The 26,364-nt window shown below is 57.6% G+C and carries 27 protein-coding genes; 12 read left to right on the forward strand and 15 right to left on the reverse strand.

Features of this window, described 5'->3' with window-relative positions; all coding sequences use genetic code 11:
- Nucleotides 1–12 precede the first annotated feature (12 nt).
- Entirely contained in the window at nucleotides 13–813 is an 801-nt protein-coding gene (gene ppk2 / locus AB8B02_RS11065) for a polyphosphate kinase 2 (RefSeq protein WP_439058452.1), read from the forward strand.
- A gap of 43 nt (nucleotides 814–856) precedes the next feature.
- Here the strand turns inward: ppk2 and AB8B02_RS11070 are convergent, their stop codons facing one another.
- From AB8B02_RS11070 to AB8B02_RS11080, 3 genes are all read right to left on the reverse strand, one after another.
- On the reverse strand, nucleotides 857–1,291 hold the full coding sequence (locus AB8B02_RS11070; RefSeq protein WP_439058453.1) for a hypothetical protein: 435 nt from the start codon (nucleotides 1,289–1,291) through the stop codon (nucleotides 857–859).
- A gap of 334 nt (nucleotides 1,292–1,625) precedes the next feature.
- The gene (locus AB8B02_RS11075; RefSeq protein WP_439058454.1) at nucleotides 1,626–3,218 is read right to left on the reverse strand and encodes a SulP family inorganic anion transporter; all 1,593 of its coding nucleotides are present in this window, start codon (nucleotides 3,216–3,218) and stop codon (nucleotides 1,626–1,628) included.
- A 68-nt stretch (nucleotides 3,219–3,286) separates the two neighbouring features.
- Complete coding sequence (locus tag AB8B02_RS11080; RefSeq protein ID WP_439063927.1) at nucleotides 3,287–4,105, reverse strand: YoaK family protein; 819 nt, start codon at nucleotides 4,103–4,105, stop codon at nucleotides 3,287–3,289.
- 5 nt (nucleotides 4,106–4,110) lie between these two features.
- On the opposite strand from AB8B02_RS11080, the gene AB8B02_RS11085 reads away from it, so the two are divergent.
- Both AB8B02_RS11085 and AB8B02_RS11090 read left to right on the forward strand, forming a co-directional pair.
- Nucleotides 4,111–4,995 (forward strand): dienelactone hydrolase family protein, encoded by an 885-nt coding sequence (locus tag AB8B02_RS11085; RefSeq protein WP_120289524.1) that lies wholly within the window; start codon nucleotides 4,111–4,113, stop codon nucleotides 4,993–4,995.
- A gap of 21 nt (nucleotides 4,996–5,016) precedes the next feature.
- Nucleotides 5,017–5,634 carry an invasion associated locus B family protein gene (locus tag AB8B02_RS11090; RefSeq protein ID WP_439058455.1) on the forward strand — a complete coding sequence of 206 codons (618 nt, stop codon included), beginning with the start codon at nucleotides 5,017–5,019 and terminating at the stop codon, nucleotides 5,632–5,634.
- Nucleotides 5,635–5,656: 22 nt separating this feature from the next.
- On the opposite strand, the gene AB8B02_RS11095 is transcribed toward AB8B02_RS11090, so the two are convergent.
- On the reverse strand, nucleotides 5,657–6,274 hold the full coding sequence (locus tag AB8B02_RS11095) for a response regulator transcription factor (protein ID WP_439058456.1): 618 nt from the start codon (nucleotides 6,272–6,274) through the stop codon (nucleotides 5,657–5,659).
- Nucleotides 6,275–6,580: 306 nt separating this feature from the next.
- On the opposite strand from AB8B02_RS11095, the gene AB8B02_RS11100 reads away from it, so the two are divergent.
- On the forward strand, nucleotides 6,581–7,264 hold the full coding sequence (locus AB8B02_RS11100; RefSeq protein ID WP_439058457.1) for a helix-turn-helix domain-containing protein: 684 nt from the start codon (nucleotides 6,581–6,583) through the stop codon (nucleotides 7,262–7,264).
- Here AB8B02_RS11100 and AB8B02_RS11105 read toward each other — a convergent pair.
- The 3 genes from AB8B02_RS11105 to AB8B02_RS11115 are packed head-to-tail and all read right to left on the reverse strand — an operon-like array spanning nucleotide 7,242 to nucleotide 11,098.
- Nucleotides 7,242–7,700 (reverse strand): potassium channel family protein, encoded by a 459-nt coding sequence (locus tag AB8B02_RS11105; RefSeq protein ID WP_089264203.1) that lies wholly within the window; start codon nucleotides 7,698–7,700, stop codon nucleotides 7,242–7,244. The two genes, AB8B02_RS11100 and AB8B02_RS11105, sit on opposite strands and share 23 nt — an antisense overlap.
- 18 nt (nucleotides 7,701–7,718) lie before the next feature.
- Nucleotides 7,719–8,582: an alpha/beta fold hydrolase gene (locus AB8B02_RS11110; protein WP_439063928.1), complete on the reverse strand. Its 864-nt coding sequence runs from the start codon at nucleotides 8,580–8,582 to the stop codon at nucleotides 7,719–7,721.
- 8 nt (nucleotides 8,583–8,590) lie between these two features.
- On the reverse strand, nucleotides 8,591–11,098 hold the full coding sequence (locus tag AB8B02_RS11115; RefSeq protein WP_439063929.1) for an alpha/beta hydrolase: 2,508 nt from the start codon (nucleotides 11,096–11,098) through the stop codon (nucleotides 8,591–8,593).
- Between the two features lie 131 nt (nucleotides 11,099–11,229).
- On the opposite strand from AB8B02_RS11115, the gene AB8B02_RS11120 reads away from it, so the two are divergent.
- The 5 genes from AB8B02_RS11120 (at nucleotide 11,230) to AB8B02_RS11140 (ending at nucleotide 14,634) form a co-directional block, all read left to right on the forward strand.
- On the forward strand, nucleotides 11,230–12,156 hold the full coding sequence (locus tag AB8B02_RS11120) for an alpha/beta fold hydrolase (RefSeq protein WP_439058460.1): 927 nt from the start codon (nucleotides 11,230–11,232) through the stop codon (nucleotides 12,154–12,156).
- Nucleotides 12,153–12,767: a hypothetical protein gene (locus tag AB8B02_RS11125; RefSeq protein WP_439058461.1), complete on the forward strand. Its 615-nt coding sequence runs from the start codon at nucleotides 12,153–12,155 to the stop codon at nucleotides 12,765–12,767. Before AB8B02_RS11120 ends, AB8B02_RS11125 begins: the two co-directional genes overlap by 4 nt.
- Before the next feature lie 84 nt (nucleotides 12,768–12,851).
- Nucleotides 12,852–13,499, forward strand: coding sequence for a 3-oxoacid CoA-transferase subunit A (locus AB8B02_RS11130; protein WP_120289508.1), 648 nt, complete (start codon nucleotides 12,852–12,854; stop codon nucleotides 13,497–13,499).
- A 3-nt stretch (nucleotides 13,500–13,502) separates the two neighbouring features.
- Nucleotides 13,503–14,153 carry a 3-oxoacid CoA-transferase subunit B gene (locus tag AB8B02_RS11135; protein WP_120289506.1) on the forward strand — a complete coding sequence of 217 codons (651 nt, stop codon included), beginning with the start codon at nucleotides 13,503–13,505 and terminating at the stop codon, nucleotides 14,151–14,153.
- A gap of 22 nt (nucleotides 14,154–14,175) precedes the next feature.
- Entirely contained in the window at nucleotides 14,176–14,634 is a 459-nt protein-coding gene (locus tag AB8B02_RS11140) for a MaoC family dehydratase (protein ID WP_120289504.1), read from the forward strand.
- A gap of 17 nt (nucleotides 14,635–14,651) precedes the next feature.
- Here AB8B02_RS11140 and fabI read toward each other — a convergent pair whose 3' ends face one another.
- The 5 genes from fabI to AB8B02_RS11165 all read right to left on the reverse strand — a co-directional run bounded on the left by fabI (nucleotide 14,652) and on the right by AB8B02_RS11165 (nucleotide 21,053).
- Nucleotides 14,652–15,443, reverse strand: coding sequence for an enoyl-ACP reductase FabI (gene fabI / locus AB8B02_RS11145; RefSeq protein ID WP_439058462.1), 792 nt, complete (start codon nucleotides 15,441–15,443; stop codon nucleotides 14,652–14,654).
- Nucleotides 15,440–16,654, reverse strand: a complete 1,215-nt coding sequence (locus AB8B02_RS11150) for an acetate/propionate family kinase (RefSeq protein WP_439058463.1) — start codon at nucleotides 16,652–16,654, stop codon at nucleotides 15,440–15,442. The genes fabI and AB8B02_RS11150 overlap by 4 nt, the downstream gene beginning before the upstream one ends.
- A 5-nt stretch (nucleotides 16,655–16,659) precedes the next feature.
- Nucleotides 16,660–17,622 carry a phosphate acetyltransferase gene (locus AB8B02_RS11155; protein ID WP_120289498.1) on the reverse strand — a complete coding sequence of 321 codons (963 nt, stop codon included), beginning with the start codon at nucleotides 17,620–17,622 and terminating at the stop codon, nucleotides 16,660–16,662.
- Nucleotides 17,623–17,649: 27 nt separating this feature from the next.
- The gene (locus AB8B02_RS11160) at nucleotides 17,650–19,872 is read right to left on the reverse strand and encodes a DUF3141 domain-containing protein (RefSeq protein WP_439063930.1); all 2,223 of its coding nucleotides are present in this window, start codon (nucleotides 19,870–19,872) and stop codon (nucleotides 17,650–17,652) included.
- Nucleotides 19,873–19,949: 77 nt separating this feature from the next.
- Complete coding sequence (locus AB8B02_RS11165) at nucleotides 19,950–21,053, reverse strand: AI-2E family transporter (protein ID WP_439060490.1); 1,104 nt, start codon at nucleotides 21,051–21,053, stop codon at nucleotides 19,950–19,952.
- Between the two features lie 118 nt (nucleotides 21,054–21,171).
- Here AB8B02_RS11165 and AB8B02_RS11170 point away from each other — a divergent pair, with 118 nt between their 5' ends.
- The 3 genes from AB8B02_RS11170 to AB8B02_RS11180 all read left to right on the forward strand — a co-directional run bounded on the left by AB8B02_RS11170 (nucleotide 21,172) and on the right by AB8B02_RS11180 (nucleotide 24,133).
- Nucleotides 21,172–21,693: a GNAT family N-acetyltransferase gene (locus AB8B02_RS11170; RefSeq protein ID WP_439063931.1), complete on the forward strand. Its 522-nt coding sequence runs from the start codon at nucleotides 21,172–21,174 to the stop codon at nucleotides 21,691–21,693.
- Between the two features lie 250 nt (nucleotides 21,694–21,943).
- Nucleotides 21,944–23,044: a calcium/proton exchanger gene (gene cax / locus AB8B02_RS11175; RefSeq protein WP_439058466.1), complete on the forward strand. Its 1,101-nt coding sequence runs from the start codon at nucleotides 21,944–21,946 to the stop codon at nucleotides 23,042–23,044.
- Nucleotides 23,045–23,278: 234 nt separating this feature from the next.
- Entirely contained in the window at nucleotides 23,279–24,133 is an 855-nt protein-coding gene (locus AB8B02_RS11180; RefSeq protein ID WP_439058467.1) for a metal-dependent phosphohydrolase, read from the forward strand.
- Between the two features lie 80 nt (nucleotides 24,134–24,213).
- Here AB8B02_RS11180 and AB8B02_RS11185 read toward each other — a convergent pair whose 3' ends face one another.
- The 3 genes from AB8B02_RS11185 to AB8B02_RS11195 all read right to left on the reverse strand — a co-directional run bounded on the left by AB8B02_RS11185 (nucleotide 24,214) and on the right by AB8B02_RS11195 (nucleotide 26,229).
- On the reverse strand, nucleotides 24,214–24,660 hold the full coding sequence (locus AB8B02_RS11185; RefSeq protein ID WP_439058468.1) for a hypothetical protein: 447 nt from the start codon (nucleotides 24,658–24,660) through the stop codon (nucleotides 24,214–24,216).
- 412 nt (nucleotides 24,661–25,072) lie between these two features.
- Complete coding sequence (locus AB8B02_RS11190; RefSeq protein WP_439063932.1) at nucleotides 25,073–25,588, reverse strand: hypothetical protein; 516 nt, start codon at nucleotides 25,586–25,588, stop codon at nucleotides 25,073–25,075.
- Nucleotides 25,588–26,229, reverse strand: coding sequence for a DUF5343 domain-containing protein (locus tag AB8B02_RS11195; protein WP_439063933.1), 642 nt, complete (start codon nucleotides 26,227–26,229; stop codon nucleotides 25,588–25,590). Before AB8B02_RS11195 ends, AB8B02_RS11190 begins: the two co-directional genes overlap by 1 nt.
- Between the last annotated feature and the right edge of the window lie 135 nt (nucleotides 26,230–26,364).

Here is a 26,364-nt window from a genome sequence, read left to right on the forward strand (position 1 = left end):
TGGAGCTGTGACATGTCAGCTGACGTGCCAAGGGAGCGATTAAAGCGCAAGGACTACGAGAAGGAGTTAGGAAAGCTCCAGGTCGAACTCTGCCATTTGCAGGACTGGGTTAAAGCGAATAATCTAAAAGTCATCGTTCTGTTCGAAGGACGCGATGCCGCTGGCAAGGGCGGCGCCATCAAAGCCCTCACCGAGAAGGTGAGTCCGCGGGTCTTCCGCGTCTGCGCCCTGCCAGCACCGTCTGACCGCCAAAAGTCTCAACTATTCCTTCAACGTTACATCGAGCAGTTCCCGGCAAGCGGCGAGATCGTGATCTTCGACCGAAGCTGGTACAACCGCGCTGGCGTCGAGTATGTGATGGGCTTCTGCAGCCCGGCTGAACACAAACGCTTCCTGGAATTGTGCCCGCTGGTCGAGAAATTCGCTGTGGATGCTGGGATCATCCTGATCAAGCTGTGGCTCGAAGTCGGCATGAAGGAGCAGGAGCTGCGCTTCAAGGCACGCATCGAGGATCCTCTCCGTCAATGGAAGCTAAGCCCGATGGACACCGAGTCATTTGGGCGCTGGTACGACTATTCCCGAGCGCGCGACATGATGTTCAAGGCGACCGATACAAGGCATGCGCCATGGCGATTGGTCCGCTCCGACGACAAGCGGCGGGCTCGGCTCAACATCATATCGCATATCCTCAAGACGATCCCATACAAGAAGATTGCGCGAAAGAAGATTAGGCTGTCGAAGCGTTCCAACAAGGGCCGCTACAACGATCAGGCCAGCCTCCGTCGAATGAAGTTCGTCGAAAATCGTTACTAAAAGAAACGAGGCCGCGCAGTGCGCAGCCCCGTTCGACGCCGGCTTACTTCAACCGTATCGTGACGCCGCCAACAGCGGCGGATAGCTCAGCGCCAACTTTGGGGCCGCTGAGCTGCAGGATCACGCCATTGCCATTCTGCAATTGCACGCCTCCAGCGCCACCCACCACCGCCCCACCCGCTCCGACCACTCCGTAGGTGCCTTCAATTGATGTGGGCCCCTTCAAATTGATCGCGCGACCGATAAGCTTGGTGGTAGATGCACCAATCGTGAAACCCACGCTCATGCCCGAGACGGTAAAGGGATAGGTTTTTCCGCGGTACCTCAACACGCCCTCGCCGCCGCCGACCCCGACAATAAAGCCACCCTTGGTAAATATCACAGCAACCTGGCCCATATCCGCGCTTGATGGCGTGGCGAAGCCGACGACTCCAGCAAGCACCGCGACTACAACGGCAAAGACGCTAAATTTTCGCATGGTTCATTCCCTTCTGGTTGTGAAACTGACTTCTTGGGCCAAGATCATCGCGAACTATCCGAACACGGTGAAAAGTCGGCCGGACATGGCATGGCCGACCGGGAAGCCATCCTCGGTACCGAACTCTGGATCTCGCGCCGAGGAAGCCGATAATCGTTCCCGCGGCCAATGTCAGCAGATCGGTTGTTGCGGCGTTGCCGTCTTTGGACATGTAACAAATCCAGGATGCTGATGGCGTGTAGCCAATGCTGAAGCCGTTCCCAGTGGCGCCTGTTGATCCAAGTCAATGCAACGTGATGTTGTGAACGACGCTCCGCTTGGCACGGCAACACGGTCAACCTTTCCTCAGATCGTCGAGTACACTATCCATCCTTCGGGTCCAGTTGGCGCTGTCGGTCTTCTCCGCGAGGCCATCAGCCTGCAAAACATCTCGGACTTGCCCGCGGGCGCCGACGATCTGAAAAGCGATGCCGCGCGAGACAAGTTCGCCATGGAGGTCGTGAAGCATTTTCACGCCCGCAAGATCGATAAAGGGTGAGGAAGAGAGCCCGCAGACCACAACCTTGGTGTCCGGTGATGCGCGAACCTTTGCCATCACATTCTCCATCGCCGTTTCCGTATTGATGTAAAGTAACGAGGCCTCTGGGCGGAAAGCGAGAACACCGGCAAGGGACTCTACGTCAGGGTATCGCGCACTATCGGCATATCGGCCTGTTCCTGGTAAGCGCCCGAGAATCGCGACGTTTGGCTGCGAGGCACGCGCCAGTAACAGAAATATGGACGCTAGCGTAGCCAGCAGGATGCCCTGAAGGATGCCCAGCATCAGAACGGAGACTAGGGCGATCGCCGCAGCATAGAAGTCGATCCGACTGATACGCCACATCCGCATGAGCGCGGCGATGTCAACTAGTTTGTAGACAGCCGTGCAAACGATCGCAGCAAGTACTGCCTTAGGCAGATTGGTCAATATCCCCGTGAGGAAAAGTAGACAGATCGCCAAGGTGGCTGAACAAATGATCAGAGCGAGCGGCGTTTTCGCGCCGGCCTGATCATTAACGGCGGATTGTGACAAGCCTCCCGCAACAGGGTAACCATGGCCGAGCGCTACCGCCAGATTGGCGGCGCCCAACCCCAGAAACTCCTGCCGCACGTCGATGGGATAGTCGTGCCTCGCCGCAAAACTTCGCGCACCTGCGACGCCTTCGACATAGGCGAGCAACATGATGCCGGCAGCGAGAGGAAATAGTTCATCGAACTCAAGAAGCCCGAAGGTCGGCATGGCAATGCTCGGCAAGCCCTTCGGAATTTCGCCGGTGACGGGAATGCCAAGCGCCGGCAAGCCGAGCGCTGTCGCGATAACGATCGATAGGATGACGACTGCAAGTCCTACCGGCCTGCCGGGCAATAGACGCTCGCCCTGGAGCAGCATGATCGCAACAAGTCCGATCGCAAGCACGATCCAGTGAACACCACCGAGCTGCCCAACAAGCACGACAAGGCGATCGAAGAAATTTCGCCCGCCACCAGCAACGCCAAATAGGCTCGGCAGCTGCGTCATGATAATGGTGAGACCCGCGCCAGCCTTGAAGCCAACCAGAATGGTGTCGCTGATCAAGCGTACCAGCATGCTTAGTCGAAAGATCCAGGCAATCAGGCAGAGAGCCGCAACGCCAAGGGCTGCTACGCTCGCAATCTGCGCATAGCGAAGCGCATCGCCTGCCGCTAGACCCCCGACCGAAGCGGCGATCATCAGCGAAATCGCCGAAGTCGGGCCGACAGCAAGTTGCCGCGAAGAGCCCAACAAGGCATAGCCAATGCCGCCCAGCATGTAGCCATAGATCCCGATCTGGGGCGGCATGCCGGCGAGCGCAGCATAGGCCAACGACACCGGGATCGCATAGGCGGCCAGCGTGACGCCAGCGATCATGTCACAGCGAAGCCAGTCAGCGCGATATTCGGCAAGCCAGCGCGTCGGCGGAAAGATCCCGTGCGACCTCATGCCTGCTCCCTTCGATCAACGCGATCCCGCATCACGCCGCGGAATCCGCCGCAGCATAGAAGAACCAGCAGCAACGCACCGACAGGAACGGTTAGAGTGAGTGCTGGCGCCCGCTCTGTAATGAAAGCACCGACAGCGGCGCCTGTGCCAAATGCGGCGCAAACCCCCATGAATATACAGGACTTACGCAACAGACCGACCTGGATATCTCCAGCAACCAGTGCGACCGCTCCCTCAATCGCCTGGCGAAAGTTTCCTGTGATCATCACAGAGCTGTAGTTTGAACCCTCAACCTTGGTGAAATTCGAAGTCTGCATTGCGGCCGCCATCGAGACGCCCAGCGTGCCCGCAACGTCAGGCACGCGATTGTGCAGCACACCGACAAGGATCAGAACGCCAGCTTCTACGAGAATGCTGATCGGGCCGACTCGATCACCGACTGCACGCCGCAGCCATGAGGCGAGCACCACGCCGACGACGAAAGCGAAGAGCGATGGCACGAAGTGAAATGCCTCCGTCCACTTCCCGGCCGTCGCTTTTACCCATAAGAATACCAAGTTGGCGGTCTGCGCATTCGCCAGAACGCCATGCGTAATCCACGTATAGGCATCGAGATAGCCGCCTGCGAAGCCCAGCAGCAACGCGACCATCAGGGTTTCTTCGCGGCGCGTCGGCACATTAACCACACGTATCGCAGAAATATTCGAGCTCATCGGGCCAACAGGCGCTGGCTCCGGCAATGAGGATTGATCTGAATCAACCGCCTTCAGAATTTTGGCTGTCGGATCGCGACATGAGGCGATCCGGAAAGGCACCCACCATGCATGCCATTCACGCGTTCGTCACGGCGGCGCTTCTTATATCCATGGCCCCTGCCGCGCCGATGCAAGCGGCCGACAAGCCCGACGCTGCGCGCATCCAGGAAGAGCTCTGGGTGCTGCCGCTGCCGTTGCCGATGTTTGCCTATCTGGTGCGCCCGATAGGCAACGGCCCCTTCCCGCTGGTTATCATGAACCACGGCGTCTCGCTCAATCCGACTGACCGCGGCTTCTTTCCCCTGGTTGAATTCCGCGATGCGGCCAAATGGTTTGCGAGGCGCGGTTATCTGGTGGTGGCGCCGGTCGGCACCGGATATGGGGCATCCGCCATCGACATTCCCGAGCGTGCCATCTACGGCCCTTTCTTCTCCAAGATCGGAAAATGCGAAAATCCAAACTTCCACGACGCCGGGCTTGCAGTCGCAAAAGTTAACCTCTGGATTATTGACTATTTGATCGCAGAAAACCGCATCGTGCCGAACGATGTCATCGTCGTTGGACAATCCGCCGGAGGTTGGGCATCCATTGCGCTATCGAGCGTAAATCCACCACAGGTTAAAGCGATCATTACTTTCGCCGCCGGCCGCGGTGGCCGCGTCGACGGCAAGCCAAACAACAACTGCGCGCCGGACAGGCTCATCGAAGCGACGGCAGATTTCGGCCGCACATCACGCATGCCAATGCTGTGGATCTACATCGAAAACGATACGTTCTTCGGACCAGCACTGTCGAAACGTATGCACGAGGCCTTCACGGCCGCCGGCGGTAAAGCAGAGTACCGCTTGATACCGCCTTTTGGTGATGAGGGGCACTTTCTCATCGGATCGCCGGAAGCTATCCCGATTTGGTCGCCAATTGTAGCGAAGTTTTTGGATGACCAGAAATGAGACCAATGCCGGAGGTCAGCTGTGACATATTCCGATCCCAATAAACCACAACGCAAGCATCCGTTGAACCCCTTCCGAGCGCTCCTACTTGCGGCGCTGGCGAGCCTCACGTTCAACAAACCCGCAGTATCCCAACAAGACCCGGCGGCCACCGCTCCTGACGGGGAAGTTCGCGCCCGCGGTCAGCGCCCAGTAAAGGACATCACCTTCGGGGACTGGAGCAAAGTCTGCTTCAAGCCTGGCGGGGCAAAACCACTTTGTCGCACATCGATCACCGGTACTTTCCCGACCGGTCAAATGGCGGTTCGGCTGGACATCATCGAACGCGAAGGCGATGCCGCCAAGCGGATACAAATATTCTCCCCCGTAGGTATGTACCTGCAAAAGCCGGTTGAACTCACGATCGATCAAGGCGTGACTTACAGAGTTCCGTACACTTGGTGTCTGACCAATGCCTGCATCGCAGGAACTATCGCCGAACCAAGCTTGGTAAAACGTATGGCACAGGGGCATATTCTGCATCTGCAGTTTGTGGATTCCAGTCTGTTACGACTGACGACCTCGCTAGCCCTTGGTCGCTTCGCCACCGCTCATGAAGGCCCGCCCACGCAGATGTTCAATCAGGATATCGATGAATAGTGAGAGCTGCGGCCGCTGCGATTCAAACTCGGTCGCGCATCCCCAGCCGCTCTGCGATAGAAACGAGTTCTGCGAGTGAAAGGACACGCATTTTCTCCATTACCTGATGGCGGTGCGCTTTTATCGTGCGCTCCGTCGTTCCCAGACTTATGGCGATTTGCTTGTTGATCTTTCCACGTACCACTAGATCGAACACCTGTCGCTCACGTGGCGTAAGAGATGAAACCAGCAGGCGACATAAGGCGGTTTTCTCTTGCTGACCTCCCGTAGACTCCTGGCGCGCTAGCGCACGCTCAATCGCATCAATCAACTGCTGTGATGTCACGGGCTTGGTCAGGAAGTCTTCCGCGCCGGCCTTGATCGTTCGCACCGTTACCGCGGTATCGACATGTCCCGTAAGGAAGATGATCGGCATACTCGAGCCTAGCTCGATCAAGCGGCTCTGCAATTGCGGGCCGTTAAGTGCCGGCATCTGAACATCCAGCACGATACATGCGCGCGGATTAACGTCTGGCAATCGATCCAGAAACTGCTGTGACGAAGCATATACCGCAACCTCATACCCGGCCACCCTGAGCCGACGTTCGATCGCAGCTCTAAACGACGCGTCGTCATCCACTACATGGATCAAACCAGGCATTTTGCCCTCTGAGATCAAGTTTCTCTAATGACAATCACAGCTCTGACATTTCCTGCCCGACCGACCTTCGCATTCTCTCCTATCGATCATGCGAGTGCGCCGTCCATCCGCTCAAATGATTCATTCCAAGCGTAATGCCCTTGGCGACGTAAGGCCTCGCGCATTGTACTTTGGGACAATGACCTTTGGACCAATAGCCTAAGGTTGCACCCTAGTCTTAGATCAGCTCTAGAGGAAGCGAAAAGCTCAACACTTCCCTGCAATGCAACGTTGCTCTGGCGATCATTTGGTGAGGGGAGTTGACCCATGTTTGCTCGCACGACTACGAATCCGACGCCTCGCCCCAATTCCCTCCGTGAGTTCGGCATGGCCAGCGACTCGAATCCCATCGTCAGCTTGAATGAGTTTACTTACAAAAAGAGCACCGAGATCTACGGGGAGAAAGAGCCTGCAGAGTACGTATATCAGGTGAAATCCGGTGCCGTGCGAAGCTACAAACTGCTCTCCGACGGCCGCCGTCAGATCGGCGCATTTCACCTCGCCGGAGACATCTTCGGCCTTGAGAACGGTGGCGAGCATCGGTTCACTGCGGAAGCGATTGTAGACACCACTGTTCGCCTCATTAAGCGACAAAGTTTAGAGATCGTGGCTGAAAGCGACACCATGGTCGCGCGCAACTTGCTCAGTATGACCACAAGCAATCTGCAACACGCGGAGGATCACATGCTTCTGCTTGGCCGCAAGACCTCGCTGGAGCGGGTCGCGGCCTTCCTGCTTGAGATGGACAAGCGGTTGTCTGCCGCGGGCACTATGGCCCTGCCGATGTCACGCCGCGATATCGCCGACTACCTGGGCCTAACGCTGGAAACTGTTTCCCGCGTACTGTCGCGATTGCACGAACTGAGGACTCTCGGTTTCATCGGCAACACTCAGCGTCAGATTGTACTCTTGGACCGAAGCAGACTCGCTAGTCTGGATCTACAGGGCTGAAGCCGCGCGCACCGATCGCGGCAAGATGATCCAGCGTCTTACGCAACACTTCGAAGAGGACCGCAGTCGACCAACCAAACATCAGAATGCCATTCATGGCGGTCATCGGCCCGATCAGCCGCCAAGCTTGCACCGGCGTTATATCGCCGTAGCCGAGGGTGGTGTAATTTACGAATGCGAAATAAAGAAGGTCGCTGTCGTCTGGGGCAGCGCCGACTATTGCATAGGCCAGCGCCCAAGCGAGCATTTCCAGCGTATGTGCAATCATCAGCACGGCAGCGACCCCAACCATCACGGCCATCAGGTGAAGTCTCGGTCGCGTGGTGTGCCGTAGCCCTGCTGAGCGGGCGATGCCCACCGCACCAACGGTGACCAGCGCATGAACCATGATGGTGATCACGGTAACGATCGTGCCGACGAGGAGCTGAATTGCCATTGCCTGCCCAGATCCCTGCTATTTCGAACGCCCTCCGAACCATGCGCCGAAATAGCCTGCGTAGAGCGCGGGTAGTTCAAGATTCATCGAATGCCCGATACCGGGCACAACCACGAGCCGGCAATCTGGCATTACCGCAGCCATCGCCCGGAGATCGGCTGGCGGAATCCAGCCATCCTGTTCCCCCCACAACACCAGATGGGGATGCCGGATATCCGGCATGCGGCGTTTGAGTTCTCCACTTTCTCGCTCGCGGGTAAGATTGACCGGCGTGCCGATCCAGATCCCTTCAGAAACACCGAAGGTCTGTTCGATGATGCGTTCAAACAGCGCCGGAATTTCCCCGAGCCCTTCGCGAAAACGTGGGATCGCATTTGGCGCAAAGCTCTCTGGCAAGAATAGTGAGGACGCCGCGCTGGCCATTACCGTCCGCGTGACTTGCTTGCTTGCCATCATCGCCCGAAAAACGCCGATCTGATCGGCGTTGAAGGCCATACCGAGCGGTGAAACTGGATCGAGGGAGAATACGCTCCCAAAGCGCTCCGGCTGCATCAATAACATACGCGCGGCAATGATGCCGCCCGTCGAGTGCGTAGCGAGATGGCAGAATTTAACGTCTAGAGCGTCGAGCGCAGCTAACATATCCTCCGCATGCTGCTGCATGGAGTAGTTACTATAGTCGGCCGTCGCTTTCGTCCGATCGCTTTCGCCGCAGCCGCGCCAGTCGATTCCGACCACGCGCAGTCCGGAAGGAAATAGCGACGCGGCTAGTTCGATCCAATCCTTGCTGGCGAGGTTGCCGTGAATGAAGACGACGCTAACGTCGCCTCGTCCCCACTCCCTCCAGCCCAGAGAGACCTCACCTGACCGCACTCTTGGCATGTATCACCCTACTTGTTCAGGCCGGCAGTCGGCGCAGCTCCGGGCGGCGTCGGTGCTAAAGGGACGGCTGACGCGACAGCTCCCCTGATCATACGGTCAGTGCCGAGTGGTGAACTGGTGTCGAGGGTTCCCTTCGTTACAAAATCGACCACGTCTGCGGAGTATTCAACTGGATTGTCCGTATGGATGAAGTGCCCGGTCTCCGGATAGATTTTAAGCATCGGCCGGTTGCCGGCATTGGTCATGCGCGACATGAACGGCGTAATGACGTCACGTCCCAGGTCGGTTAGCCCGTTAAAAGCAGGCGTCGGGATAAATGGCTCCTTGTCCCCGAACGCGAGGAAGATCGGCGCCTTGATCTCCGTCAGCCGATCGTAAAGGTTCTTCGGATCGTCCTGCTGCAACTCCGCCCCGATCGTGTAGACGTCGAAAATGAAGACGTTACACCACTGCTCGAGCTCCTTGGGATTTCCCTTCGTTAACCCAACACGCTGCTCCGTATGGAAGCGGGCATATTCGCTGTCGCTAAAGAAGTATCCGCTCTTGGCAGCCGACACCACGCCGGTCTCAGGGTCACGTTTCTTGAAGTAAAAGAAGTCGCGGATGTTCGGCTCAGATCGCCCCATTTCCGCTTTGAGAATTCCGGTCTGTTCCCAGCTCTGCTTCCACTTGTCGAAATCGCGGCCGAAGGCCTCATCGAACAAGCGCGCTTTCTTGTCCTTGGCGATCGTGATGTCGCGCGGATACTCCTCAAGGCCAGACGGCGCTTCAAGCGCAAGGCCCTGCACTGCATCCGGCCAAGTGAGCGCGTAACCCATCACAAATTGACCACCAAGCGAGTGTCCAAGGTAATGCGCCTTTTTGACGCCGAGCTGATTGACAACGAGATCGTAAATCACCTCGCGCATGTCCTGCATGGTCCGCGCCGGGCTCTTATCTAGATTGCCGGGCCCTGACATGCCGTAATGAGGTAAATCCGGAACGATCACGCGCAGTCCGCTGCGCAGCGCATACTGCATGATATTGCCGTAGTGCCCGCCAAACGCGCCCTTCCCGTGAATGACGACAAGAACTTTCGGTTCCTTGTCGGTCCCAGCATATTCGTCCATGTAGCCGATCTGCCAGAGCGTTCCACGCTTGTCCTTCGCGGTCGCGTATTTGACCGGATAAGGATAGGTCACATGATCTTTCCAGAATGATTTTGTCTTATCCACATTCTCGGCAACACCAGGAACACGATAATTCTTGTCGACGAACTTCTGCGCCCGATCAAGGCTCGCCACGTCGTCCATGAAAGCCACGAACTTCGGATCGTTCTTGCGATTGTTGATAATCGGGAACACGCCGTAGTGTGCGACCGGACTCTCCTCGGAAATGAGGTCCGCGCCCGGCACGCGATCGACGGCGCGCTGGGCGAGCTTGAAGTTCAGCCAGAGATCATTGGTGATGTGCATCACCAATGTGCGCGCCTGAATTCGGCCGAGGTACGGATTGACGTTGTAGGTTTCACCAACTCGATTGCGCCAGACAAGGTCGACCGCATCATACATCTTGGAGCGATTGTTGACACTGAGACCGGCCTTCTCGTTCGGTGGATCCCAATAGAAGACCTCGGGCTGTACCGATGCGAAACTCTGAGTAGTCCTGAAGCCGAAATCATATCCGGTCAGGCCGAGCACCGACCAGCCGAAGGCCATGCCCGGCAAGGGGTGCTTCTCCTTGGGAAGCTTGTAGTAATCACCTTTGGTGGATTGCCATACCGGATCAGATTGGATCGCGGCCGTCATCAACTGAAAAGTCCAATTGCCGACGGGGTCCTCGGCGTCGGACTGGGTCGTTCCGCCGATCGGCATAAGTGCGCCGATATACTCTGGATGCAGGACACCCCAAACGTAGGTCTGCGTGCCGCCCATCGAGACGCCAGCAACAAGCGCCACGCGCGCGACCTTCAGGTGATCACGCAACATGCGGTAGTTAGCCTGCACCATATCAAAATAGCTGTATTGCGGAAATTTGATGCCTAGACCGTCTGATGGCTTACTAGCACCCCAGGTCCCCAGCGGATCGACCATAATGACATAGTACCGGTCGGTATCGATCGGTCGACCCGGACCAATAATCGGCACGCCGCCCGACAGGGCAGCGCCCCTGACCCATTGCTCATACATGTCAGTGGAGTCACCGGAATAATAGGAATTGATGACAACGGCGTTGGTGATCTCGCCGGCCGCATTGCGGCGCGCATTCCCAATCGCGACGTACGCGGTGCGCAATTGTCCGCCACCGAGCGACTCCAGCGTGACCCCGCCCTCTCCGCCGTTCTCCCACTTGGTCGGATCGTTCAGATCATACTTACCGCCCAACCTGAAGTTTGGCACCTCATAGTAGTTTTTCAGCCCATCATGTTGCACTTGCGACGACCGGCGTGTGAAGGGTTGCGCAACCGCAATTGCAGTGCCAACCAGCAACAGGATCAGGCTGACGAGGCAACGTTTCATGGCAGCTCTACCGGTCATGACGGTCTCCTCCCGATGATGTTTTGTGCATATGTTGAGGGGCTCAATCAGGAAATGCTTGATCTAGCTCAATAGAAATTGTCTTCGTCCGCTGATCATTGCGACGATCAAATCGCCAACCGGTCAGCGCAATGCCCTTCCTGAGCTACGGTTCATATCGGATACGTTATGAGCTCGACGGACCGACGGACGCGCCCGTCTACGTTCTGGTCAACGGACTGACGCAATACGCTGAATTATGGACGGCCTATCGCGACGCACTGGTGGCGCGTCACTTCCGCGTCGCGACGTTCGATCTGCTCGGCCAAGGTGCGTCCGATAAGCCCGCGCTGTTCATCCGTCAGGACGACCACGTCGCCGCATTACATCTTCTGATTGGAGAACTCGGCGACGGTCCCATTTTTCTGAGTGGCATCAGCTTCGGCGGCCTTATTGCACTGCGCTATGCAATCGAACACGGCCAACGGTTGACCGGTCTGGTGCCGATGAGCTGCTTTGCCGAGCTACCGCCTCAACTGTATCTGCTCGGCAATGCCTTGCGAACCGGGTTAGTCCTTGGCGGCACCAGCTATCTTCAGGACCTACTGCTGCCAATGAACGTCAGCGACCAGTGGCTGAAGCCGGTTTTGGAAACGCTCGACAACGTCAAGCGGCAAGGCTGGCTTATCAATGACGTTTACGCCCTGCAGAATCTGATGGAGTCTTTCCTCGACTTCCAGCCTTTGACGCCGCAACTCCCTCTAATCGGCGTACCAACGATGATCCTCAACGGTGAATTCGACTTTCTGACGCCACGTGCACTCCACGAGACCCTGCGTATCCAAATTCCAGACAGCTCGCTTGTCATCGTTCAACGCGCTTACCATGCCTTTACGCTGGAGAAACCTGCGCTCACCGCCGACCTGCTCGCACGCTTTGCAGAGGATGTGCTGGCGGGGGGCTGGCAAGGCAACAAGGCTGTCTGGATTGCTCCGGAAGAAGCCGGCGGGCAGCTCGTTCCATTTCCAGCCGGCTACGACCATCTGCGAGCGATACCAGTACAGGAAACGCTACGATGAGGGCGTTCTTCGGACCACTCGACCCCGAAGGCCGCGTGCCCTTACATCAGCAAACACGCGTCGCAGCATTCTTGATCTCGGCCCACGGCGCGTTGGCGCGACACTTCGCGTTCGCCATGCCACTCAAGCTCGAATCCGCCTGGCAGACCGAATTGAATGCGCAATTCTATCGAGAAGCGGAAATCGTTTCCCTGTTGCTGCGCGCGACATCATGGATACCCGATCTTGCACTGAGCTATTTGGCAGCGTCTTGGGAAACGACATGGCTCCCAAAGCCCATCGAAGGCATTGACGATGCCCCCCTGGCACTGGCGGGTGATTTGGCTGCCCGCGCGCATGCCATACATGCTGGAATTCGGCCCGCCGCCCTCTTGCCGGTCGAAGCCGACACGCATGATCCATTCGTCACGGCGCTGCGCCGTATTGAATTTGAAAGCGGCCGCCTGCTGCAGGCACAGATCCTTCTTCTAAAGAGCCCGAATCTGACGCCCTTCCGTGAGGCCGTGAGCGCTACTCTCGAAGAGCGCCACGCAGAGATCCGCAAGCTCTGGGCGGAAGCCCTCGAAGGCGTGGGAGTCTCTGTTCGCGAAGGAAATAATGACAAGTCTTGACGCAGATCAAAGGAGCACCGGCTTCGTACACCGACACTTCTTCACCATCGGCTCTCCTGATCGACTGTTGACCGGAGCTCCATTATGAAGGCTGTTTCTCTGGAAGATGCCATTGCGATGATCCCGACCGGCGCAAGCATCATGGTCGGCGGATTCATGGGTGTGGGAACGCCGGAGCGCCTGCTCGACGAACTAGTGCGGCAGAAGAAGTCGAACATTTCTCTCATCAGCAATGATGCGGCCACCCCCGGTAAAGGTGTCGGGAAACTATTCGAGGGCGCACAGGTAGCCCACATGATCGGGACCCACATTGGCCTCAATCCGAAGGCTCAACAGCAAATGCTGGGCAAACAGATCACCGTTGATCTGATCCCGCAGGGCACTTTCGTCGAGCGCATTCGCGCCGGTGGCTGTGGGTTGGGTGGCGTATTGACGCCGACTGGCGTCGGGACGCTGGTCGAGGAAGGCAAACAAAAGATCGATGTGGGCGGGAAGAGCTATCTGCTCGAGACCGCCCTACGCGCCGATTTTGCGCTTGTGCACGCATTTCTTGCCGACTACGCCGGCAACCTGTCCTACGCCCTCACGGCCCGCAACTTCAATCCGGTCATGGCGATGGCGGCGGACACCGTCATCGTCACCGCGGAGCATATCGTCCCGGTCGGCGTCATCGCGCCCGACCACGTTATTACCCCCGCCCCCCTGGTCGATTACCTCGTCGCGAACGGGTGATCTATGGATGCACAAACCACTATCGCCCGCCGCGTGGCGCAAGAGCTTCGACCGGGCAACCTCGTCAATCTAGGCATTGGCATTCCAACTCTGGTCGCTAACTATGTGCCGCCAGGGTTGAACATTTTCTTTCAGTCCGAGAACGGATTGATTGGCACCGGTCCCATCCCCGAGCAGGGCATGGCTCATCCGCTGCTGACCGATGCCGGCGGCAAGCCGATTAGCGCGCTGCCCGGCGCCGCCACGTTCGATAGTGCGATGTCGTTCGGTTTGATCCGCGGTGGCCATGTCGACATCACCGTACTCGGTGGTCTGCAGGTAGATGCCGGCGGGCGGCTCGCCAACTGGACGATTCCCGGCAAGATGGTGCCAGGTATGGGCGGCGCGATGGACCTCGTTAGTGGTGCCAAACGTGTAATCGTTGCCATGCAACATGCAGCCAAGGGAAAGTCTAAGATTGTTGCCAAATGCAACCTACCACTCACGTCGGTTCGGCCAATCGATCTCGTCGTTACCGATATGGCGGTCATCGCCTTTCCTGGCGGCAACGCAACTTTGCAGGAGACGGCGCCCGGCGTCACCATCGCCGAGGTACTGGCGGTGACGGAGGCCGAGCTCGTCGTTCCAGACAAAGTTCCCGAAATGAAACTGTAACCTGTGGAATCGGATCACATTCATGCGGATTTTCAACGGGTTTGAAGAACTCAAGGCCGCCGTCGGTACAGAGGTCGGCGTTAGCGACTGGATTGAGGTGACGCAGGACCGCATCAACAAGTTCGCGGAAGCGACCTGCGACGAGCAATGGATTCATGTCGACCAGGAGCGCGCGGAAACGGAGATGCCGGGTGGTAAGACTATCGCTCACGGCCTGCTGTCCCTGAGCTTGACGCCGATGTTTATCCGCTCAGTGATGGGTCTGAAGGGGCTGAAGAATACCCTTAACTATGGCGCGGACCGCGTCCGCTATCTCTCGCCTGTGCCGGCCGGTTCAAAATTGCGCGGCCGCGTCAGCATAGCGGAAGCCGAGGAAGTACCACCCAACGGCTTGCGCACCCACTATCGCGTGACAATCGAGATCGAGGGCGGCAAGCGCCCTGCCTGCGTCGCTGAGGTAATCGGCCTACACTTCAGCTGAAGCAAGAACGCCACACGTTAATCGATAATGTGGTAGCCACCATCGACGTAGAGCACACTTCCAGTGATCAGCTTGGCACCGTCGAGCGCGAGGAATGCAGTCGCCCTCCCCACATCGTCAATGCTGACAAGACTGCGCGACGGCGCTTGCGACTGCGCCTTGTCCATCAGTTCGTCGAACTCCGGAATGCCGGACGCAGCGCGCGTTGCCAGAGGCCCGGGCGAAATCGCATGCACGCGAATGCCTTTTGGACCGAGTTCGGCCGCGATATAACGCACTGCGGCCTCGAGAGCCGCTTTCGCGACACCCATGACATTGTAGTTCTTCACCACCATCTGACTGCCATAATAGGTCATGGTGAACAGCGTGCCACCGTTCTTCATGAGCGGCTCCGCCAGGTGCGCCATCCGCATAAACGACCAGCACGAAACGTCCATGGTCTTCTGAAAGCCCTCACGATCAACGTCAACCACACGGCCATGCAACGCATTCTTGGGCGAGAAAGCAATGGAGTGCAAAAGAAAGTCGAGTTGCCCCCATTCCTTGCCGATCCGCTCAAACACCTTCTCGGTTTCGCCTTCAACCATCACATCAAGCGGCATGAAGATTGGAGACTCCAGCGCCTCCGCGAGCGGCTCGACGTGCTTCCTGGCCTTTTCGTTCAGATATGTAACGGCAACGTCGGCGCCAAGCGCCCGAAAGGCCTTGGCGCAGCCCCAAGCTATAGACTGGTCGTTGGCTATACCGACGATGAGCCCCTTCTTGCCTTTCAACGCGATACTGGTCTCTGGATATACCGGAATCTTCATGACACTCTTTCATGTTTCTGATCGTGCGTTTTCAGATTCATCAACAACGATAGCGTATGCTGCGCAATCATCAGCTCTTCGTCGGTAGGAATGACATAGACGGGAATACGGCTATCGAATCGCGATATCCTGCTTGCGTGTCCAGCATTCTCTGCCGGATCAAGCACGACGCCGAGCCAGGCAAGCCTCTCGACAATGCGCGCCCGGATCGATGCCGAGTTCTCACCGATCCCAGCCGTGAACACGAAGGCGTCGAGACCCTGCAACGCGGCAGCGAGCATGCCGGCGTGCAGCCCCACTCGATAGACGAAGTAGTCGATCGCAAACGCCGCGCGCGGATCCCCGCTGCTTTCAAGTTCACGCATGTCGTTGCTGACGCCAGATAGCCCCTTCAGGCCGCAGTCCCGATAGAGAAAATCCTGCACTTTCGATACCGACATGCCTTTCTCTGCAATCAAATACAGAACGACTCCCGGATCGAGCTGACCGACACGCGTTCCCATCGCGAGCCCATCGAGCGCCGTAAAGCCCATTGTACTCTCGACACTCTTTCCATTCTTGATCGCACCCATCGAGGCACCACTGCCGAGGTGGGCGACGATCACGCGTCCGCCTGCGACGTCGGGCGCAACCTGCGGCAGGCGCTTGGCGATATATTCGTACGATAAGCCGTGGAAGCCGTAGCGCCTGATGCCCTCGGCATGGAGCTCGTACGGAATCGCATAGTGATCCGCGAGAGCGTTGTGATCGCGATGAAAGGCGGTGTCGAAACAGGCGACCTGCGGCAGAGCCGGGAAGTTGTTCAGGATCGTTTTGATCGGCGCCAGGTTATGCGGCTGGTGTAGCGGGGCCAGCGAAACATATCGCTCCAGGCGCCCCACGACGCCGTGATCAATCAACACCGGATTTGCATAATCCGGCCCGCCATGGACGACGCGATGGCCGACGGCGACGGGGTTGATATTGAGTTCTTCGCGGAGCCAGGCGCCGGCGACAGACATCGCAGCTGGCACGTCAGCCACGGCCTCGATCGGATAGACACGATCGGCCATCGGCTCAGCATTAGGCCCGTTCGCACGTAACCGCGGACGACTGCCGATTCCATCAATCTGGCCCTTGATCCGCCTGTGTAAGTTCCCCTCTCCCTCGACCGAAAAGACCTGAAACTTGACGCTCGACGAGCCAGCATTGACGACAAGGATTGTGTCCATGGCTATCACCCAGCGACCGTTGGCGCGCGTTGACGCCTGGCATGCGCATAGAGCGACGCGATAGCGCAGGACGCCATCCGCGCGCGTGCCGTGTCGGCTCGTGACGTCAACACAACAGGCACTCGGGCACCCAGCACAATTCCCGCACCATCGGCCTTGGCGAAATACGCCAGGTTCTTTGCCAACATGTTGCCAGCCTCAAGGTTAGGAACAACCAGTATCTGCGCGCGGCCTGCGACCTCGGACTTGATACCCTTGATCCGCGCCGCCTCAACATCGATGGCGTTGTCGAATGCCAGCGGTCCGTCGAGCAATCCCCCGGTGATCTGACCTCGGTCGGCCATTTTGCACAGCGCTGCCGCATCGATCGTCGAAGGAATCGTGGCGGTAACGGTTTCAACCGCAGACAGGATCGCCACGCGAGGAGACTGGCCGAACCCGGCCTGATTGTAGAGATCGATGGCGTTCTGGATGATGTCTCGCTTGGCACCAAGGTCCGGGAAGATGTTGATCGCAGCATCTGTGACGAAAATGGTCTCGGTATAGGCCGGCACATCCATCACGAAGACATGGCTGATGCGCCGGTCGGTGCGTAAGCCGCCCGCCTTTGCCGTCACCGCGCGCATCAGCTCGTCGGTGTGCAGGCTGCCCTTCATCAGCATTTCGCCTTTGGCTGCGTGGATCAATTCGACGCCTTTGGCAGCAGCGTCCTCACTATGCGCGGCATCGACGATTTCAAAGCCCGTGATGTCAAATCCGCCCTTGTCTGCGGTGTCCCTGATCTTCTGCTCGGGACCGACCAGGATTGGCCGAATGATGCCGGCCTTCGCACTGTCGACAGCTCCGCGTAGTGATGTTTCGTCGCAAGGATGCACGACGACGGTTGAAACCGGCGGCACGGCCTGCGCCAACGCGATCAATCGATCATATTTACTGGGAGATTGTGCCTGGCTTGCGTCGGTTGACATGATGTTGCTCCCCCGTTTGAAATTTCTTTACGACGCTCGTGCCTCAGGGTCGAACGCGGCAACGTTTGACGCCCCCGCCTCTGCGGCGTCGACGCCGAACAACCCGGCGATCCGCGCCCAGCGGCTCGCGCGTTCACCAGCGATGTCACCGCTGGCGGACAAAATCTCACGCATTGCCGTGAAGGCCGATCGCTTTTGAGCACCGTCCGCGGGCAACAACTTCGGAATAGCGGCCAGCGCCCCTTCAGAATCAAGCAACAACATAAAGAACTGCTCACGCACCAACATCTTGAACTCAGGCAGCGTCAGTCGTGCTCCAGCGTGATCGCTCCGAACCTGACGCAGTGCCTCGATACTTCGCTCATCGACCATTCCCCGCGCAGAACCCACATAGAGCAATGAGCGCAAGGTCGCTTCGCGTAAGCCCCCTTGGGAAATCTTCGATTTTAACTCAGCGATCCTCTTGTCGAGCATCACGCGGTGTTCATCCGACATCTCCCGACGACGCGACGGCTCGGACTTCGGATCAATGCCGACGGCCGCCTGCAACGCCGGTGAACCATAGATGTTGAGGAACATGGCTTCGCTCAGCGCCTCCTGAGAGTCACGCCAGCTATCCAGCAGATGAACGATTTGCTCTCCCATCTGCTCCTGGAATGCCAGGAAGGGATTGTTCTTCGAGACCGGTTTACGGTTATCCTCAATGCCTTCGGCTGCGGACTTTACGGCGCTCATCCACGGATTTTTGCTGCTGAAGGCTTCATATTGCAGTCGTAACGGGTGCAAATTACGCATCATCTCCGCCATCTGCGGCGTCACTGCGTTCTTAAGCCAGGGTTGAACAAATTGTTGGTAGGCTGCGAGATTCATCTCAGAGACGCGCTTGGCCGCAGCGAAACGCCGCTCGTCCTCAGGCGAATTGCCACCCATGGCCCTGATATCATCGAGCGTCCGCGCCTCGCAGCGCATCACCCATTGGCCTACGACAAGGTCGGAGTTCGTGGTCTCCTCGCCCTTCGCCTCGAAGGTCGCTTCGTAGAGACCAGGTGGCAGCACATCTATGAGATCGATATTGCTAGAAAATTCGGCGTGTTCCTTCTTGGCGACGCCACCGGAAACGAAAATGCCGAGATGGCCGATGCTTTGGTGAACGGTATAGACAATCGTCTGCCCATACGCCCTGATCTCATCCACATCAGCATAGCAATCCAGTATCCAATTCAGCGCTTGTTGCGGCGGCGTAACGTTGTCACCCTCGGAACAGAACACCAAGATCGGCGACCTGATGTTGCGCAAGTCCACCTTTTGTCCGTCTGACATCTCGACCTTGCCCGCGGCAAGATTGTTGCCGATGAAAAGCTCGTCGACGATGAACTGGATTTCTTCGGCGTTCAGATTGACGTGCCCGCCCCACCAGCGCTCGAACTCGAGATAGCGATCCGCCTCGGTATCAATATTGGAGTAGACGTTATACTGCTTGGTCCACAGTGTGTTCGAAGGGTTCTGACTCTCGAAGTTCTGCACCAGCCACGCGCCATCGAATTTTCCCGCACCGAGATCACTGGTCATTGCGGTGAGCCAACTGCCGCCCATGAGGCCACCCGAATAACGCATCGGGTATTTGCCGTGCACGCCTTCCCAATAAGCCAACGGAGCCCCTGCAATGATCAGAGGCCCGAATAGCTCGGGTCGCAGTGACGCCAGGATCATGACGGCCCAACCGGCCTGGCAATTGCCGATGACGCAGGGCTTGCCGTCGGCCTTGGGATGCAGGCTGATGACCTTCTCGATGAACTGCGCCTCGGCGCGCGCAATGCGCTCGATGGTCTGTCCCGGCATAGGTTCGGGGAGAAAGCCGATGAAATAGCAGGAGTGCCCCGCTCTCATCGCTACGCCGATCTCACTGTCAGCCTTGAATCCGCCGATTCCCGGACCGTGACCAGCACGAGGATCGATCACGATGAAGGGGCGCCGCTCGATATCGATTTCGACGTCGTCTGGCGGAACGATGCGGACCAGTGCATAGTTGACGGGTTCGATCAGTTCGCGACCATCGATGATCAATTCGGCTGCATATTGCAATACATGCGGCGCTGTCTGCGCGACGTGCTCACGATACTGATCGCCGCGTTGGCGCATGACGTCCAGGAACAGCATGCTCCGCTGCCCCGCATCGACCATGTACTCCACTGCCGAGGCAACAAGCCCGGACATGGGGCCGCCTGGCAGGTTTGGCGTTTCCATCGACATGTTCTGGCCTCATCGTCGCGCAAGCTCATTCAAGGGGCTTCCCGGCCCGCAACGTTGATCTAGGTCAAGGGTCTAAGTCAGTTCGGCGCGGGTTGGGAACGATCCTCACGCATCCATGCGGCGATCAACTCCCAGGCAACCGAGAGAACAATTGGCCCGATAAAGAGGCCGACAATTCCGTGCGCGAGCGTTCCGCCGATGACTCCGATGAAGATGACGATCGTCGGTGTCGTGAGCCCGCGCCCCATCACGAGCGGTTTCAATATGTTGTCGAGAATGCCGACGGCGGTGAGGAATAATGTCAAAAGCAGCGCTGTGGTGAAATCCTTGTCCATCCAGATCCAGATGATCACGGGAAAGAGGACGATTGCTGCGCCGATCTGAACAATGGTCAGCAACATGACCGCGAAGGCCAGAAGGCCGGCGTTGGGGATGCCGGCCATCTTGAAGCCTATGCCCGCCAGCAGGGCCTGCACGACCGCGACGCCGATCACGCCTTGCGAGACGGCGCGGATTGTCGCCCCCGCCAAATCCAGCAAATGTTCGCTTTGCTCATGGACGATAAGTGACAGAAGGCGCCTCCCGCCCGAGACCAGTTGAAGACCGTAGGGAAAGAGAAAGCCGGCTATAAGAACAGACAGGAGAAATTTGAGCGTCCCGACACCGGCGCTGCCCGCAAGTGTGAGCATCGTCCCCGCCAAGGGCTTCAAATACGGTGCAACCTCACGCAAGACCGCCCGGACATTACTGGATGCCCGCCCCCAGAATTCGTAGAGCTTAGGCCCGACAATCCGCCATTCCTTGACCTGTTCGGGCGGTGACGGAATGGCTAAATTCCCGGCGGTCAGTTCACCGGCGAGTTGTCTCACCCCCTCCACTGCGCTCAAGCCTAGCCAGGTCGCCGGCCCGACGACCACTGCAAGATTGACGATGGTGAGGATGACTGCGGCGGTCTTTGGACGACCGCCCAGCAATTTGGCCAGCCAGTTGAAAGCAGGGTAGAAGGCGACTGCAAGGACACCGCTCCAGGCCAGAATTGGCACGAAGGGACGGATCACTATAAATGTCCAGGTCACCAGCAAAGCCAGCAGTCCCAGCCGGACTACAAGCTGGATGATGACGTCTCCGGATAGAAATTGACGGATGGTTCTCACGGACGCGCCTTGATTTGTGCAGGTCATACGAGCGTTGCCGTTGCACTCGCCCGCGGTCTTGATCCAGATCAAGCACCCGTCCGTCGGCCGCAGTTTGCTTGGCACTGGTCCGAACTAGTGTACCCGACCAGCCAGCGGAGTTCCCATGTCCGATGCCGCCACCTACGCCGCGCAAGAGCAGTTACGCGATGGCCGCCTGGTGAATATCCTGGCGCTTCGCCCCGAAGACGAGCCCGATATGCTCGCCGCGCTAGCGCAGGCCAGCGTGCAGTCGCTGCAGCGGCGCTTTTTCGTCATGAAGCGCCATTTCTCAGACAAGGAGCGCGCTTTCTTCATGGACGTCGACTTTGAGAACCATGTCGCACTGATCGCGCGGCTCGAGGAAACCGGCCACAATATCCTGATCGGCGGTTGCCGATATATCGTCTCGGAGCCAGATCGGGCCGAAATGGCGTTTATGGTCGTCGATGGCTGGCAAGGGCGCGGAGTGGGTTCGATCCTCATGCGCCACCTCATCAATCTCGGGCGCGATGCCGGGCTAAAAGAATTGACCGCAGAAGTTCTGCCCGAGAACACTGCGATGCGAAAGATTTTCACCAGGTTCGGCTTCAAGGCAGCCCCGAGGAAAGATCCGCAGATCGTCAGCCTGATGCTCACACTCACTTAAGATCCAAGGTCGGCAAATCCTAACGCATCTAGATACTGATGATGTGCATAGCCCTCGCGCCATCAGAAGAAATCCAGCCCTCCCGACGGCTTCTGACGCAACGCCGGCATTTTGTAGGGGATGTGGTGAAGAGCGGTCGAAGTGCGTTCGCGTTCTTCCAGCTTCGGGGTCTTGTTGAGCTAGATCAATACCGGTCCGGCGATGGGATCGGAGTTTCCGCCGTCGCATTCGATATGGAGATGGCGCCGCCATGAAACCCCTGCTCAAGCAAATTCAGCACACACCGCTGCTTTGGATGTTGATCTTCGTGCCTGCCGTACTTGTCACGGAAGCAATAGCGCCGCATTCCCATACGCTGCTGTTCATGCTTTCGGTTCTCGCCATCGTGCCTCTGGCCGCCCTGCTCAGCCACGCGACCGAAGCGGTTGCCGCCAAGACCGGTGATGCCGTCGGCGGATTGCTCAATGCGACGCTGGGCAACTTAACGGAGCTGATCATTGCGATCACCGCGCTACGTGCCGGCCAGTACATGCTGGTGAAGGCGTCAATTGCTGGTGCGATTGTCACCAATGCCCTCTTCATGCTCGGTGCCTGTCTGCTCCTCGGCGGCCTGCGCTACCATGTCCAGGAATATAATCGCTCCGGCGCGCGGCTCTACTCCGGTCTTCTACTCATGGCGACCGTCGCCCTGCTTGCCCCATCCGCAGTCGCCGACCTGGATCTTGTGCAGGGTGAGACCGTCATGCAGAAGCTCAGCATCGGCCTCGCCATCCTGCTCATCATTGCTTACGCACTCGGCCTGCTATTCTCGCTGAAGACCCACAAGGAATTGTTCGCAGGCGCCGCGCATAGCGAAGGCGAGGAACATTGGCCAATTGCCCTTGCGGTGGGCACACTGCTTGTTGTCACTGTGCTGGTTGCACTTGTGAGTGAGATTTTTGTCGAGTCGGTGCAGAAGGCCGCAGCAACGTTTGGAATGAGCCCGGCCTTCGTTGGCTTTATCATTGTCTCAATGGTCGGCGCCGCCGCCGAGTTTGCCGTTGCCTTTTCTGCGGCACGCAAGGACCGCCTCGACATGAGTGTCAGCATCGCGCTTGGCAGCGCCTCCCAGATTGCTCTCTTCGTCGCCCCCGCCCTGGTGCTACTCAGCTATGTCGTCGGACCAATGCCGATGAGCCTGCAATTCTGGCCCGGCGCCGTCACCATGGTCATGATTGCGACCGTGACAGCGAGCTTCATTACGAGCAGCGGCCGCTCGGCCTGGTTCGTCGGCGCCCTGCTCATCTTCATTTATGCAGTTTTTGCACTGACGCTGTATGTAGTCCCGCCGACGGGCCAAGGGGCGGGGTGAAGTACGCGCTCGCTGGGGACAGCGGGCCGCTAGCGCTCAGCTCTATTTGACATCAACGCTTCGGGATTCTGGCTTGCAGAGCATTGATTGAAATCAACTCTCAGGGGACTCTCGCTAGCAACATCCGTTGAAATCCGCAGGCACTCAGGGTTTTGACGATGCTGAAGTTGAAGGATACCGCTGGGGACGCGGCGATCATGGTGCAACAACAACGAGGCAAGATAGGGAGCCGAGATGATCACAATTCCTCAACTGACGGCGCAAGCCCTTGGCTCTTTTCTCGCGCGGGAAACCGAAGACCGCTTCCGCTCCTCGCATTCCGATCTGACAAAATTGCTGCCCTTTGCAGCTAGGCTGGCATTGGAGTGCATCGGGAATAGTGACGCACTCTATCACAATATCGAACATACCATGCTGGTTACGCTGGTCGGGAACGACATCCTGGCTGGGCGTGCCCTGCAACGTACCACCACCGCAACCGACTATGCGAACTTTATTATGGCCTGCCTAACCCATGACATTGGATATGTGCGGGGCATTATCCAAGGCGATGAAGACGGCGCTTATGTTGCGGACCTTACTGGGCGCAAAATTGCATTGCCGGTTGGATCCTCCGATGCCGCGCTCGCGCCCTACCATGTCGACCGCTCAAAGCTCTTTGTGATTGAGCGGCTCCATGCTGTGGAGGAAGTCGACGCCGCCCGGATTGCCCGGGCCATCGAATACACGCGCTTTCCCTACATCGATGCAACAAACGGGGGAGGTGATGACCTCGATGAGGAAGAAGGATTGCTGTTGCGTGCTGCGGATCTGATCGGTCAGCTCGGCGATCCCAATTACATCAGGAAATCAAATTCCCTATTCCATGAGTTCGAGGAGATCGGACTAAACAAAGTGCTTGGTTATGCAACGCCAGCCGACATCGTCTATAAGTTTCCTCAGTTCTACTGGACTAACGTTGCACCACAGATCCAGCTTGCGATCCGGTACCTCAATGTCACCTCTAGCGGCCGACAGTGGATCGCCAGCCTGCACAGCAATGTTTTTCGGGCTGAGCGTGAGGTGAACCTATCGGGGCCGCAGAGATGAACACTGACTTACTCCCCTACGCCGGGTGATGAATTCGGGGCTTAAATGGCGCCGGACCATCCTGCGAGTACAGCGAAAAACTAATGTTCGTCTTCTGGAAGATGAGCAGACATAAGAACCGCATCTCCCCACGAGTAGCCTTTCGGACTCCGACGGAAGCGCCCCTCGAAATAGTCAGAACAATTAGGATACAGTAGTTCACAAGCGCCGGCAGCTTGCGCCACCGCGCTCGTTATTTCCCCGGAGATCTCATCAACCGTGATCTCCTGAAAGGCCTGCAGTTCGATTAGGGAGTTGAGGAGACCGGCGTAAAGACGGCGCCGGTTCCACCCTAAGACGTCGACCATGGCTTTCGTTGTTTCGATCCAACTATTCTCCGTCACATAACTGAGGCCATTCTTAACAGCCTGCAAGCGCTTTTGGTTATCCTCCGGTGCTTGCTCGTCGTAGATGGCCTCGAGCACTTTCCAGATTGCACCGAGGGCTTCCGCAATATTATCGACGTCAAAACTGAGCAGCTCTTCCACTTCAATTCGGTCAGCCTGCGCGCGTTCTCGCGCTCGGTCATCTGCGTCTGGACTGCCGTCCAGGCAAGCCACCCTGCGAACAAGGTGCCCGCGGCCCAATCAATCCGCCGGCTAAATTCTCGTGGTTCGCAACGACACATCTCATCCACTTTGGAAATTTTAACTCACAATAGCCATTCGACGTGGGATCATTGCGAACTCTGCGCCCGCAAGAATAGCAAATACAAACGCTAACGGCGATAGTCCGGCGGCGATTGCTTTGAGCTTAACTGGAGAGAATATCACTGCCGTTCTCAGCGCGCGGAACGTCGATATAGTATTGATCGAACTATCGGGCATTGAAATACCATGTGAGTGCAGTGTCTAAATAGAATTTGGCGATGCAGAGTGTTGGCGCGCAATTCAGGACAGTTCAGTGCTTCAGTCCACTCTGCAGCATCAACTCCTGAACCACCGTCCTGATATCACCCAGCAAGGGCTGGATGTCGCCACGCCTGGCCACGAAATAGCGGTTATGCGCCGACTTGTCGCCGACGTCCTTAAGCCTTGGCAACGCGGCCTTTAAGTTGCGGCTGGGGTTCCAAGCGGTCTCTGTCAAGGTCACGTTGATCATGTCTCGAAGGAACATGTAGTCCCCGCTGCCGGACAGCTTAATTTTTTGTGCGGCACCGTGCCTCTCGAATGTCTCGATCAAAAGAGTCTCGACAAAGCGCCTGATCATCACTGCGCAGGCATCGTACCAACCGTTCTCATAAGCCCCGTTAATCTGGTTGGCGATCGAAACGATGTAGCTGCGCGAGCCGCGCGTTAAGCTGCTCATAATAACATGATGTGAGTTCGGCACGAGGCCTTCCTCGGGAGGTCCTAGTTCAACATCAACATCCTCCTGGATGGCCTTTGCGACCGCGAAAAGATTCTTGAGTGACATCAGGAGTCACCACTAGAGCGCTTGCCATAAAGGTGCTTTGCCATGCTCTCAAAGATTTTTTCAATCTGATCGGCGGACGACTCCGGCGAGATGTGAATCTGGATGTCGATATGCACCTCCGGGCCGGCGCCAGGTGCCAGTTGCGGTGGCAGCGTGGGAGCCATGGCAGCTCCAGTTGCCGGCGCGTGCAAAGTGCTGGCTGGCAAGGAAGTTTCTCCGACCACGTCGTCGAAGTCGGCTTCGTCAACCAATGTTTTAAACGTCGTTACAGTTTTGCTGATGACCTGCTCCCCGCCCGTCGAGCTGGTCGCGAAAACACTGGTCAAATCGGCAACAGAGATCGACTGCGCGTTTGGATACAGACTGAAAAGCTCCGCATATCCTTGGCGAATCGCTCTGCCAAGCACCTTCCGCGGAGCCTGTCCGCGATACTCACTCCAGAGAGGCGTCGGCACACCGCTTCCGTCGACAAAGCCGATAAACTTGAACACGCCGATCATCGACGCGTCGTTGCTCGACGAGAAGCCCAATGTTTTGAGGTGAGCAGCGGTGAGTTTCTGCGGGGTGCCAGTCGACCGCACCTTCTGCAGCAAAGTTTTCAGCTTCGCGGTTACGGGGGTGTAGGGATAAGAGGCGGCCACATTGTGCTCCTATGAAAGACCTTAGGAGCGACAACCAGTAGGTGAGTCGCAAGGCGCATCGCTTCTTATGCGCGCTATGCACACATCGGTACGCTCAAAAACCGATTGCGCTGGACTTCCAACGAATCGAGTTTT

Source organism: Tardiphaga sp. 862_B3_N4_1 (genome assembly GCF_051811085.1).
Lineage (GTDB): Bacteria > Pseudomonadota > Alphaproteobacteria > Rhizobiales > Xanthobacteraceae > Tardiphaga > Tardiphaga robiniae.